This is a genomic window from Mycolicibacterium vaccae NBRC 14118 = CIP 105934, assembly GCF_001552715.1.
Lineage (GTDB): Bacteria > Actinomycetota > Actinomycetes > Mycobacteriales > Mycobacteriaceae > Mycobacterium > Mycobacterium vaccae.
Genome location: NZ_BCRS01000172.1, coordinates 1 through 12,272, shown reverse-complemented (window position 1 = coordinate 12,272; position 12,272 = coordinate 1). Strand labels below are relative to the sequence as shown.

The 12,272-nt window shown below is 70.0% G+C and carries 12 protein-coding genes; 6 read left to right on the top strand and 6 right to left on the bottom strand.

Annotated elements, in window-relative coordinates; genetic code table 11:
• Together MVA01S_RS24965 and MVA01S_RS24960 are read left to right on the top strand one after the other, a co-directional pair.
• A partial coding sequence (locus MVA01S_RS24965; protein ID WP_060941733.1) for an ABC-F family ATP-binding cassette domain-containing protein occupies window positions 1-1,254 on the top strand: 1,254 nt, incomplete at its 5' end.
• A gap of 179 nt (window positions 1,255-1,433) precedes the next feature.
• Window positions 1,434-2,633 carry an osmoprotectant NAGGN system M42 family peptidase gene (locus MVA01S_RS24960; RefSeq protein ID WP_003931502.1) on the top strand — a complete coding sequence of 400 codons (1,200 nt, stop codon included), beginning with the start codon at window positions 1,434-1,436 and terminating at the stop codon, window positions 2,631-2,633.
• Between the two features lie 14 nt (window positions 2,634-2,647).
• Here MVA01S_RS24960 and MVA01S_RS24955 read toward each other — a convergent pair whose 3' ends face one another.
• The 3 genes from MVA01S_RS24955 to MVA01S_RS24945 form a co-directional block, all read right to left on the bottom strand.
• On the bottom strand, window positions 2,648-3,394 hold the full coding sequence (locus MVA01S_RS24955; protein WP_003931501.1) for an SDR family oxidoreductase: 747 nt from the start codon (window positions 3,392-3,394) through the stop codon (window positions 2,648-2,650).
• A 104-nt stretch (window positions 3,395-3,498) separates the two neighbouring features.
• Window positions 3,499-3,921 (bottom strand): nitroreductase family deazaflavin-dependent oxidoreductase, encoded by a 423-nt coding sequence (locus tag MVA01S_RS24950; protein ID WP_040541747.1) that lies wholly within the window; start codon window positions 3,919-3,921, stop codon window positions 3,499-3,501.
• A 69-nt stretch (window positions 3,922-3,990) separates the two neighbouring features.
• Window positions 3,991-4,416, bottom strand: coding sequence for an EVE domain-containing protein (locus tag MVA01S_RS24945; protein ID WP_003931499.1), 426 nt, complete (start codon window positions 4,414-4,416; stop codon window positions 3,991-3,993).
• Window positions 4,417-4,502: 86 nt separating this feature from the next.
• Here MVA01S_RS24945 and MVA01S_RS24940 point away from each other — a divergent pair, with 86 nt between their 5' ends.
• The gene (locus MVA01S_RS24940; protein ID WP_003931498.1) at window positions 4,503-5,468 is read left to right on the top strand and encodes an amidohydrolase family protein; all 966 of its coding nucleotides are present in this window, start codon (window positions 4,503-4,505) and stop codon (window positions 5,466-5,468) included.
• Here the strand turns inward: MVA01S_RS24940 and MVA01S_RS24935 are convergent.
• From MVA01S_RS24935 to MVA01S_RS24925, 3 genes are read right to left on the bottom strand one after another with little or no spacing between them, the layout of a single operon-like run.
• On the bottom strand, window positions 5,458-6,813 hold the full coding sequence (locus MVA01S_RS24935; RefSeq protein ID WP_003931497.1) for an MFS transporter: 1,356 nt from the start codon (window positions 6,811-6,813) through the stop codon (window positions 5,458-5,460). The genes MVA01S_RS24940 and MVA01S_RS24935 overlap by 11 nt on opposite strands.
• A gap of 45 nt (window positions 6,814-6,858) precedes the next feature.
• Window positions 6,859-8,448, bottom strand: a complete 1,590-nt coding sequence (locus MVA01S_RS24930; RefSeq protein ID WP_003931496.1) for a threonine/serine exporter family protein — start codon at window positions 8,446-8,448, stop codon at window positions 6,859-6,861.
• A 41-nt stretch (window positions 8,449-8,489) separates the two neighbouring features.
• Window positions 8,490-9,524, bottom strand: coding sequence for a glycosyltransferase (locus MVA01S_RS24925; RefSeq protein ID WP_003931495.1), 1,035 nt, complete (start codon window positions 9,522-9,524; stop codon window positions 8,490-8,492).
• Between the two features lie 161 nt (window positions 9,525-9,685).
• Here MVA01S_RS24925 and MVA01S_RS24920 point away from each other — a divergent pair, with 161 nt between their 5' ends.
• From MVA01S_RS24920 to MVA01S_RS24910, 3 genes are all read left to right on the top strand, one after another.
• Window positions 9,686-10,684, top strand: coding sequence for a glycoside hydrolase family 6 protein (locus MVA01S_RS24920; RefSeq protein WP_003931494.1), 999 nt, complete (start codon window positions 9,686-9,688; stop codon window positions 10,682-10,684).
• Between the two features lie 57 nt (window positions 10,685-10,741).
• Complete coding sequence (locus tag MVA01S_RS24915; RefSeq protein WP_003931493.1) at window positions 10,742-11,605, top strand: class I SAM-dependent methyltransferase; 864 nt, start codon at window positions 10,742-10,744, stop codon at window positions 11,603-11,605.
• Between the two features lie 54 nt (window positions 11,606-11,659).
• A partial coding sequence (locus MVA01S_RS24910) for a methylenetetrahydrofolate reductase C-terminal domain-containing protein (RefSeq protein WP_174538990.1) occupies window positions 11,660-12,272 on the top strand: 613 nt, incomplete at its 3' end.

Sequence of the window (12,272 nt, the reverse complement as noted above, 5' to 3'; positions counted from 1 at the left end):
GCCGACCTCGACGAGCGGCTGCCGCCGGTGCTGGCCGACCTCGGGCTCGACACCGACGCGGTGCGGCCCGAGTCGACGCCGATGACCGCGCTCTCGGGCGGGCAGGCGGCGCGGGTGGGACTGGCCGCGCTGCTGCTGTCGCGATTCGACATCGTGCTGCTCGACGAGCCGACCAACGACCTCGACCTCGACGGCCTGGCCCGGCTGGAGCGCTTCGTCGGGGAGCTGCGCGGCGGAGTGGTGTTGGTCAGTCACGACCGGGAGTTCCTGGCCCGCACCGTGACCCGGGTGCTGGAACTGGATCTCGCGCAGAACACCACCACGGTGTTCGGCGGCGGATACGAGAGCTACCTCGACGAGCGCGAGGTCAGTCGGCGGCACCGCCGCCAGCAGTACGACGAATTCGCCGAGAAGAAGGCCGATCTGGTGGCCCGGGCGCGAGTGCAACGGGAATGGTCGAGCCAGGGGACGCGCAACGCGATCCGCAAGGCTCCCGACAACGACAAGATCCGCCGTCGCGCGGCCACCGAGTCCAGCGAGAAGCAGGCGCAGAAGGTGCGCCAGATGGAGAGCCGGATCGCACGGCTGGAGGAGGTCGAGGAGCCGCGCAAGGAGTGGAATCTGCAGTTCACCATCGGCGCCGCGCCGCGGTCCAGCGCGGTGGTCGCGACCCTCGACAAAGCCGTTGTGCGGCAAGGAGAATTCGTTCTCGGCCCGGTGACGTTGCAGGTCGATGCGGGGGAGCGGATCGGCATCACCGGACCCAACGGTGCAGGCAAGTCGACGTTGCTGCGCCTGCTGCTGGGCCGGCGCACCCCCGACGAGGGGCGGGCCTCGCTGGGCGCCAGCGTCCACATCGGCGAGATCGACCAGGCGCGCGCCGAGTTCTCGGGACCCGAGCGACTGATCGACCGCTTCGAACAACACGTGCCGACCTGGCCGACCGCCGAGGTGCGCACGCTGCTGGCCAAGTTCGGGCTCGGCGCCGACCACGTGGAACGCCGGGTCGACGACCTGTCACCGGGCGAACGCACCCGGGCCGGGATGGCCCTGCTGCAGGCCCGCGGCACCAACGTGCTGGTGCTCGACGAGCCCACCAACCACCTCGACCTGCCCGCCATCGAGCAGCTCGAACAGGCCCTCGACAGTTACCAGGGCGCGCTGCTGCTGGTCACCCACGACCGCCGGATGCTGAGCAATGTCCGGTTGGACCGGTCGTGGCGGGTCGAGCGCGGGCAGGTCACCGAGCTGTGAACCGGCGGACCGTCGCTCGGAATAGCGTTCCGGGTCGCGATCAAGCCGCGAAGCGCAGCCATGGCTTCACGCTCACGGCATCGGCGGCCCGTCGACCGTCGCGGATGACGACAAGGGACGAAACGCTGCGGGCCGGCGCCGGCCGACCCTAAGCTCAGGTCGCGCGCGAAGGAGACCTCATGAGCCCAGGCGACGTCATGTCCGAGGCCGACAGCTCATGGATGACCGACACCCTGCTCGCGCTGTTGCAGACCCCGAGTCCGACAGGCCGCACGGACGCCGTGATGCAGATGATCGGCGAGATACTCGACGGTTTCGGCGTGTCGTTCTCGCTGACCCGACGGGGCGCGCTGATCGCCGAACTTCCCGGCGAATCGGCGACCACGGACCGCGCGCTGGTGGTGCACGCGGACACCGTGGGCTGCATGGTGCGGGGGCTCAAGGACAACGGCCGGCTGGAACTGATCACGGTCGGTACGTTCTCGGCGCGGTTCGCCGCCGGGGCGCGGGTGCGGATCCTGCGCGAGGACTCCGACGAGATGATCACCGGCACGATCCTGCCGCTCAAGGCCAGCGGGCACGCCTTCGGAGACGCCGTCGACACCCAGATCACCGACTGGGACCACGTCGAACTCCGGGTGGACCGCCGGGTTTCGTCGCGAGAGGACCTGGTCCGACTCGGGATTCAGATCGGCGACTTCGTAGCCCTGATGGCCGACCCGGTCCTCACCGAGGACGGATTCGTCGTGTCGCGACACCTCGACGACAAAGCCGGGGTCGCCGCCGCACTCACCGTGATCAAGAATCTCGTCGACCACTCCGTGACGCTGCCGCATCGCACCGCGTTCATGGTCACCATCGCCGAAGAGGTCGGCTACGGGGCCAGCACCGGGTTGCCCGCCGACATCGCGGAGATGATCAGCGTGGACAACGCGGTGTGCGCGCCCGGTCAACAGTCCCGCGAGGACACCGTGACCGTACTGATGTCAGACCTGCACGGGCCCTACGACTACCACTTGACGCGTAACCTGTGCCGGTTGGCGGAAGACTGCGAAATCCCGTTCACCCGAGACGTTTTCCGCTACTACCGGTCCGACGTCGCCGCGGCGATCGAAGCGGGCGCGAACACCCGGGCTGCGCTCCTTGGGTTCGGTGTCGACGGCAGCCACGGCTGGGAGCGCACCCACGTCGACTCGATGAAGGCGACCTACCGGCTGTTGCACGCCTGGATCCAGTCGCCGCTCACCTTCGCGACATGGGACGCGAAACCCTCCGGCACAGGCGATCTGCGTGACTTCCCGTCGTCAAAGCAGGTGACCGCACGCGAGCGCTGGGTTCCGCTGGCACGCAACGAGCCGTCGTCGCCGCCCGATCGGTGAACGGCACCGCGACCTCACCGCGCCGAAAGCCATTCGGCGAACGTGGTTTCCGACCGTTCGCCAGTCCCGTCCGAGGTGACCAGGCTGTGGTGATCGACCGCCGCGCCGAAGTAGGTGGCGGAGTCGTCGACCACGACCTCGGTTCGGTCTCCGGCGGCGGCGAGGACCGCGGCCGCCAGTTCGGCGAACGACATCTTCTCCGGACCGCCGATGTCGACGATGCCGTTGACGGGCTCGGCCAGCGCCACCGCGGCGAGCTTCGCGGCGACGTCAGCTGCCGCGATGGGCTGAATGCCGGCGTCAGGCACCAGGATCCGGTCACCCACGCGCAGCGATCCGACGATCATCTCGGCAAACTCATGGAACTGCGTAGCGCGCACGATCGTGAACGGCAGACCCGAACTCCGGATGATCTCTTCCTGGACGGTCTTGGCGCGCATGTAGCCGCTGTCGGGCAGCCCGTCCGCCCCGACGATCGACAACGCCACATAATGGCCTACGCCGGCGTGCCTGGCCGCCGCGACCAGAGTGGTCGCCGCCGAGCTGAAGAACCGCAGCACCGGTTCGTCGTCGAACGACGGTGAATTGGTGACGTCGACGAGAACCTCCGCGCCGGCGACGGCTTCGGCCACCCCGTCGCCGCTGAGCACATCCACTCCGGTGCTCAACGATGCCGCGACCACGTCCTGCCCGGCGTCACGCAGCAGTCTGACGACCCGAGAACCGATCTGCCCGGTCGCTCCCACCACGGTGATTCGCATGGCATCGACGCCTTCCGCCAGCTGTTGGTGAATGTGTACACCTTCGGGCGGCGACTGAAAAGCGTGGTTTCCGGGTGAATCGCCGGGCGGGATCTACCCCGTAGCTATTCGACGATGAAGACGGGAATCTGGCGCGCCGTCTTGGTCTGGTACTCCGCATACGGCGGGTAGGCCTCCACCGCGAGCTTCCACCAGTGCTCCCGCTCGTCGCCTTCGAGCTCGCGTGCGGTGCCCTCGAGGACCTTGTCGCCGTCCTGCACGGTCACCGACGGGTTGGCCTTGACGTTGAAGTACCAGCTGGGATGTTTGGGATCGCCGCCTTTGGAGGCGACCATCGCGTAACGGCCGTTCTCCTCGACGCGCATCAACGGCACGTACCGCTTCTTCCCGGACTGCGCACCCGTGGTGGTGAACAGCACGATCGGCCTGTCCAGCACCTCGACTCCGTCGGTGGTGCCCTGCTCAAGAATGCGCTGGGTCTGATCGCGGACCCAGTCGGTGGGACTCAACTCTGCTTGCTCGCTCACTCCGCCTCCAACGCCCTGGTACGAAATCGGTATTCCCCGGGTAACCCGTCAGCCGCAGATGCAACCGCGTCACGCCGACGGTAGCAGCGGGTCGACGAGCGCGAGTTCGGCCTTACTGACCCAGGACGGGTTGGCCTGCTGCGGCGAACGGAACACCTCCATCGAAGCCAGCCCCGCGACGGCGGACAGCTCCGCGGCGGTGACCGGTTCGGCGAACAGCGGGATGTCCACCGGTACGTGCAGCCGGCCGCCTGCGTCGGCGGGACGACCGGTGATCCGGCCCGCCCCCCAGATGCCGCGCCGCGGATGGGCCGAGACCCAGAACAGCGCCCGGTGGCCCGGCCGGATCAGGTGTGACCGGTAATTGTCGGCGACGCACCAGTGCGCCTTGGCCCGGCCCGCCGTCACCATCGGGTCGACGGCGGTGGTGTGCGGGTTGCATTTGATCAGCCAGGCGCCGAGCGTCTCGGGTGTCACGGCCCGTTTCAGGGTCATGCGACGAATTCTGCAGGTTGCCGCGCCCGGCGGGTAGCACGAGTAGCGTCGGCGACGGGACCGAATTTTCGGCGGAGGCGGGGCCTATGCGCACCATCGCTCTGGAAGAGCACTTTCTCACCGGCGAACTCGCCCATTACAGCGACGCGACCCGCGACCTGGCCCAGCCGCAGATCTGGAAGGTGTGCGACAGCCGGCTGACCGACCTCGCCGAACAGCGGCTGGCCGACATGGACGCCGCCGGCGTCGACGTCGCGGTGCTGTCGCTGACCGCGCCGGGAATCCAGGCCGAGCCCGACACCCAGCTGGCGGTGGCCCGCGCCGCCGAGATCAACGACTTCGTGGCCGGGCTGATCGCGGCCAACCCGACCCGGTACCGCGGTTTCGCCGCGCTGCCGCTGCAGGACGGTGCGGCCGCCGCGCGCGAACTGGAACGCGCGGTCGAGCAACTCGGGCTGTGCGGTGCCCTGGTCAACGCGCACACCTTCGGCGTCTACCTGGACGCCCCGTCGTTGCGGCCGGTGTGGGAGCGGGCCGAAGCCCTCGATGTTCCGCTGTACCTGCATCCGGCGAACGGGTTCGACACCCCGCACGTCATCGCCGGCCATCCCGAGCTGGTCGGACCCATGTGGAGTTGGGGCACCGACACCGCCACCCATGCGCTGCGGATGATCTTCGGCGGCGTGTTCGACGACTTCCCGGCCGCCAAACTGCTGCTCGGGCACATGGGGGAGAGCCTGCCCTATTCGTTGTGGCGGCTGGACTCGCGCTGGGACTGGCACCGCCACCACGGCATCGAACTGGAGCTGGGGCACCCGTCGGAGTACCTGCGGCGCAACCTCTACGTGACCACCAGCGGGGTGTGCGACAACGCGCCGCTGCTGTGCGCGCTGTCGGCGCTGGGCCCTGAGCACGTCCTGTTCGCCACCGACTATCCGTACGAGGACATCGACACGGCAACGGCTTTCCTGGCCGCGGCCCCGGTCAGCGACGCCGACCGCGCCAAGATCAGCCACCAGAACGCCGAGCGTCTGCTGCACATCACCCCTTGACGGGCTCGTCCAGCGGCACCGGGTCGGGCGCCTCCGCGGTGCCCGGCGTGACGGTGCCGCCGATCGGGCAGCGTGCGGTCTCCGGCACCTTCAGCAGCGCGAGCGCGCCGATCACGCACGCGCCCATCATGTAGTAGGCCGGAACCAGCAGGTCACCGGTGCTGCTGGTGAGCCAGTCGTTGATCGCGGGCGCTGTGCCGCCGAAGAGTGACGTCGAGACGTTGTAGGCGATCGCGAACCCGGCATACCGCACCTGGGTGGGGAACATGGCCGGGAACATCGCCGAGATCGTCGCCAGCTGGGGTACGTACAGCAGACCCAGGACGGCGAACCCGATCACCGCGCCCCACAGGTTGGTGCCCATCAGCAGGAACATCGGCACACCGGCGACGAACAGCCCGATCAGCGAGAACCACCACAGCGGTTTGCGTCCCACCCGGTCGCTCAACAGCCCGGCGAACGGGACGAGCACCATCATCGACAGCATGCCGATGACCGGGACGATCAGCGACTGGTCCGAGGACAGCCCGATCCGGGTCTCCAGGTAGGTCGGCATGTAGGTGAGCAGCGTGTAGTTCACCACGTTCAGCGCCACCACCAGGCCCCCGAGCCGCAGGATGGGCCGCCAGTAGCGGCCGAGCAGGTCGCGGAACTGGGTGGTGGTCCCGTCTTCGGTCTCGCCCTTCTCTTCGAGCTCGCGGAACACCGGGGTGTCCTGGAGGCGCGATCGTAGATACAGGCCGATCAGGCCGAGCGGGGCGGCGACCAGGAACGGCAGTCGCCAACCCCATTCGTGCATCTGGTCGTCACCGAGAACCAGCGAGCAGGCCAGCATCAGCAGCGCGCCGAGTGAGAACCCGCCGAGGGTGCCGAACTCCAGGAAGCTGCCGAGAAAGCCGCGACGACGGTTCGGCGCGTACTCGGCCATGAACGTCGCGGCGCCGCCGTACTCACCGCCGGTCGAGAAACCCTGGATCATCCGGAGCAGCACCAGCAGGAACGGCGCCCACATCCCGATCATGTCGTAGGTCGGCAGCAGGCCGACGCAGAAGGTCGCGCCTGCCATCAACACGATGGTGATCGCCAGCACCTGTTTGCGTCCGAGCCGGTCGCCGAGCGGTCCCCAGACGAACCCGCCGAGCGGTCGCACCAGGAACGAGACCGCGAACGTCATCAGCGCCAGCAGCGTCGCGTTCGCGGCATCGCCGGGAAAGATCGCCGCCGAGATATAGGCGACGCCGTAGGCGTAGATCCCATAGTCGAACCATTCGGTCGCGTTGCCGATCGCCGACGCGGCGATGGCCTTGCGCAGAACTCCGGGCGGCGGGTCCTCGTGGGCGGACATGCCAGGCTATTTGCTCCTTGCGAACAGAACTAAACATCCGCCTCGTCAGCGTGCTGGTGTCTCGTCGTTCTCGGTGTCCGGGTCGGCGTCGCGGGCCTGCCCGGCCGGCTCGGCCGACGACGGTTCGAGCGCCACACTCCAGGACCGCTGATGCGGGCTGCGGGCCTGCTGCTGATCGGCGGCCGGTCGCAGCGCCACCACCTTGCCGACCGCGCGGCGCAGCCCGGGCGGTCCCTCGATCCGCAGCAGGTCGCTGATCCGGCCGGCGCGGTAGCGCAGCGGCGAACCGAGCAACTCGCCCAGCACCACTCCGGCACCGATCGCCAGCGCGGTGGCGGCCGCGGCCAGCGCCTGGGCCATGCCTGCGGAGAAGTCCCGGTCGACGGCGAAGTAGAAGACCGCCCGGAACACGGCCATGCCCGGCAGCATCGGAGTGATGCCCGCCGTCGCGGTGACCAGCGCCGGCGCCTGACGCCGGATGGAGATCAGAGTGGCCAGCAGACCCACTCCGACCGCGGCGGCGCCGGTGGCCACCACCTGGCCGACGCCGGCGCGACTGAGACCGAGCAGCACCGCCTCGGCCAGGCCGGCCGCGACCGCGGCGGTGAACACGGAACGCAGCCGCGCGTAGCTGGCGATCGTCAGGCACGCGCCCGCCAACGCCGCGCCCGACACCGCCAGCACGATCTGCCCGGGCTCGGTCGGTGGCACGAACAACTCCGACGAGTCGACCCGGAGCTGGATGTGGATGCCGGCCAGCGACGCGGCCTGCAGTCCGGCCAGGATGCCGACCACGATGCCCAAGGTCAGGAACAGCACGTCGCCGAGCCGCGCCACCGCGGTGAGCATGTAGCCGGTCAGCGCGTCCTGCACCGAACCGACGAACGTCAGGCCCGCCAGCAGCATCACGATCCCGGTGGCGACCAGCGCGGTCAGCGCCTCTCCCACCAGCAGGTACGCCACGACGGCGATCAACGTCGCGATGAACGCCCCGGCGGCCTGCTGGAAGAACAGCGGAGTGCCCGCGTGGTTGAGCCGACGACAGACGCGGTCGATGATCACCGAGGTGACCGCCGCCAGGATCCAGGTGAGCCAGGTGCCCCCGAGCAGCATCGCGATGCCGAGCGCGAAGCCGGCCCATCCGGCGGTGGCGATCCAGCGCGGATACGGGTGCGGCCGCTCGGACAGCTCGTCCATCGCGTCGTGCGCGTCGTCGACCGACACTCCGCCGGAGGTGATCCGGCGGACCAGCCGGTCGAGCTCGGCGAGCCGGCTGTAGTCGGTCGAGCGCGCCTGCACGGCCCGCACGATCGTGACCGGCGGGCTGTCGGCGGCCGGCAGCGCGGACACGAAGATGGTGGTGACGAACACGTCGACCACGCAGTCGGTGAGCTGATAGGCCTGCGCGACGTCCTTGGCGGTCGCCACGACGTCGGCGGTGCCCGACCCCGACGACAGCATCACCTCGGCCAGCCTGACCGTCAGGTCCAGGACCTTGCGGGTGTGCCGCTCGCTCAACCCTCCGGAGATGCGCCGGCGCTGCCCGGCACCCGACGCGGGGTCACGGGGTCCCCGCAGGGCGAAGTGCAGCGCGCGCCGGCGCCGAGCCCTCCCGTCGGGCTGATCGGCAGACATCACCGGACACGATACTGAGCGGAGGCGGCAGGGACGGTCCCTCAGGCGGGCCGGTCGAACTCCCGGCGATACGCGCCGTCGATGACGTCGCGGTAGAGCGTCACGTATCGGTCGGCCATCGCCGAGACGCTGTGCCTGGCCACGGCCGACTCACGCACCGCCGAACGACTCAGGGCGGCCGCCTCGGGAATCGCGGCGGCCATCGCCGTGGTGTCGCCGGGCGCGACCAGCCGTCCGCACTCCGGGTCCACCACCTCGGGGATGCCGCCGCGGGCGAACGCGACCACCGGCGTCCCGCACATGCCCGCCTCGGCGACGACCTGGCCGAACGGTTCGTCCCACACCGGGGTGACCAGCGCAGCCGCCGCGCCGCCGACGACCGAGGCCAGTCGGCGCTGGTCGAGGTGACCGAGGTGAACCACCCGCCCGCCCAGCCGGGGCTCGATCCGGCGCCGGAAGTAATCCTCGTCGCCCACGGGTCCGGCCAGCGCGAGCCGATGCCCGGACCGCTCCGCAACCTCGATGGCCAGGTGCGGGCCTTTCTCCGGCACGATCCGTCCCGCCCACACCAGGTAGGGGCCACCGGTTCCCTGCGGCCACCGGGCCACGTCGACACCGTTGGGCACCACTGCCAATCGGTCGATGCCGACAGGGGCCCACGCTTTCGCGGTGTGCCGGCTGACCGCAGCGAACGCCAGCCCGGAGTCCTTCATCGCGCCGACCGCGGCCTCCAGCAACGGGATCGGCGGGGTGTGCAGCGTGGTCAGCATCGGGGTGCGCAGGTGCGGAGCCCACCGGATCGGTACGTAATGCAGGCTGTGATTGTGGATGACGTCGAAGCGCCGATGGTGGTCCTCGGTGAGTTCGGACATCACCGCGACGAACGCGTCGTGACGGGACTGCTTGACCGCACCGGGCAGCGGAAACGGAACGGCAGCCGCGGCGTCGACCGGCAGCGTGCGGACCGTCAACCCGGAATGGGTCAGCGCCAGATCCGTCCCGTCGGCGGCGAACACCGTGACCCGGTGGCCCATCCGGACCAGTGCGCGGGCCAGATGCCAGAGGTGAGCCTCCATCCCGCCTGCGAAGGGTTCCCGAACAGGGAAATGATTGTGCGCGATGAGCGCAATTCGCAACACCCGTGCTCCTCGTCTCCCCCCGCGGCCGACACCGGGGGGAGGAGTACCCACTGTGGCGAGACTGGCACTCGGTGCACAGCACCACTAAGTTTCTCCGGGTGACGTTCTCCGTTCGTGGTGCAGTCGCCCGCCTCATCGCCCCCTGCGCCGCGGTCGCGGCCGTCGCCGGTATCGGCCTGATCGCCGGACCCGCGCCCACGCCCTCGCCCGCCCCGACGGTGCGGCTGGCCAGTGAGGCCAACCCGCTGGTCGGGATGCCGTTCTACGTCAACCCCCACTCGAAGGGCATGCGGGCCGCGGCAGGCAATCCGGATCCGCTGCTGGCAGCCGTGGTGAACACCCCGACCGCGTACTGGATGGACCACATCTCCACCCCGGCCGTGGACGCGAAGTACATCCAGACCGCGCAGGCCGCAGGCACGATCCCGGTGCTGGCGCTCTACGGCATCCCCAACCGCGACTGCGGCAGCTACGCCGCAGGCGGGTTCGGGTCCGGCAGCTCCTACCGGGCGTGGATCGACGGCGTCGCCGCCGCGATCGGCCCCGGGCGCGCCGCGGTGATCCTGGAACCCGACGCGCTGGCCATGATCGACTGCCTGTCGCCCGGTCAGCAGCAGGAGCGCCTCGAGCTGATCGGCTACGCCGTCGACACGCTGGCCCGCAATCCCGGCACCGCGGTGTACGTCGATGCGGGACACCCGCGCTGGGTGGCCGCCGACGTGATGGCCAACCGGCTCAATCAGGTCGGCATCGCCAAGGCGCGCGGCTTCAGCCTCAACACCGCGAACTTCTTCACCACCGAGGAGTCGGTGGGCTACGGCGCCGCGATCTCGGGGATGACCGGGGGCAAGCCCTTCGTGATCGACACCTCGCGCAACGGGGCCGGACCCGTCGAGGGCGACGATCTGTACTGGTGCAACCCCAGCGGCCGCGCCCTCGGTGCCCGGCCCACCACGGACACCGGGAACCCGCAGGTCGACGCGTTCCTGTGGGTGAAGCGTCCCGGGGAGTCCGACGGCGCCTGCCGCGGCTTCCCCAGTGCGGGCACCTTCATGAGCCAGAACGCCATCGACCTGGCCCGCAACGCCGGCTGGTAGCCACCTCTCGGGCGTCTGCGCAGCGAGGTCTTCGCGCCGGCCACGTAAGTTACCGGCATGAGCGTCAAGGACGGACCGGTGTCGAACGTCTCCGACACCGCACGCTGGGTGGCGGTGTACCGCGCGGTGGAGTCCGCGCGTGGCGACGCGGTGTTCGACGACCCGTACGCCGACCGGCTCGCCGGGGATCGGGGCCGCCAGATCGTGGCCTCGGTCCCGCGGACGCTGCGGTCGGGGTGGTGGATGGTGGCCCGCACCAAGACCATCGACGATCTGATCATGGACGCCGTGGCCGCAGGCTGCGACCGCGTGATCAACCTCGCCGCCGGGCTGGACACCCGCCCGTACCGGTTGGAATCGCCGGCAGAGTTCACCTGGGTGGAGGGCGACCTGCCGGGACTGGTCGCCGAGAAGGAGCAGCTGCTCGCCGCCGAGACGCCGAGATGCCGGCTGACGCGCTATCCCGTCGACCTGGCCGACCCCGCCGCCCGCGACCGGTTCCTGGACACGGCGCTGGCCGACGCGCACAAAGCGCTGGTGCTGACCGAGGGACTGCTGATGTACCTCGAACCGGCAGACGTCGCCGACCTGTCGGCCGCACTGGTGCGCCCGGAAATCGCGTGGTGGGTGCTGGACCTGGCCGGACCGGGCCTGAAGAAGTGGATGAACGACAAGACCGGTGGCCTGCTGCGCAATGCGCCGTTCAAGTTCGCGCCGGCCGAGGGCATCAGGTACTTCGAGCAACTCGGCTGGCGCACAGGCGAAGTGGAGTCGGTCATCGTCGTGGCCAGCCGCCTGCGCCGGCTGCCGTGGCCGCTGCGACTGGTGGCGCGGCTGCCGCAGCCCGATCCACGCCGCCCTCCCGAAGGCAGGCCGTGGAGCGCGGTCATCCGGCTCACCCGCCGACACCCCGAGGACTAATCCGGGGCGCCTGCGGGAATGCGGGGTCTGCATCGACCGACCCGGGGGTACCGCATGGACGTGGACTGTCCCAAGCGCATGTCGTACGGCCCGTGCGGCGGCGTGCGCCCCGACGGGCAGTGCGAGATGCGCCCGGGCCCGTGCGCCTTCCCCGAGGTCGTGCCGTGGCCCGTCCTTGCTCCGACCCCGGCCCCGGCGGCACCGGTGGCTGCGCCGTTGATCCTGACGGACTTCACCTGTACCCCGTTCGATCCCGCCGACATCGCGTCGACCGCGGCCGTGCTGGCACCGTCGTGTGACGCGGTGCTGGTCGGCGAACACCAGAACCGCCCCGACTTCCCGCCCACGTTGATGGGCCGGATGCTGTTGGAAGCCGGTGTGACGCCGTGGATCACGCTGTCCTGCCGTGACCGCAACCGGGTGGTGCTGGAACAGGAGTTGCGTGGGCTGGCGCTGACCGGCGTGCCGACGGTGCTGTGCGTGACCGGCGACGGGCGCGGGTACGACGTGCGCCCCGATGTGACCCAGACCTTCGACCTGGACGGCCCGCGCCTGGTCGCGCTCGCCGCATCGCTGGGGATGACCGCCGCGGCGCCGGAGACGGTGACGGCGCCGCCGGTCCACGGACGCGCCCAGCGGCTCGTCCAGAAACAGCACGCGGGCGCCC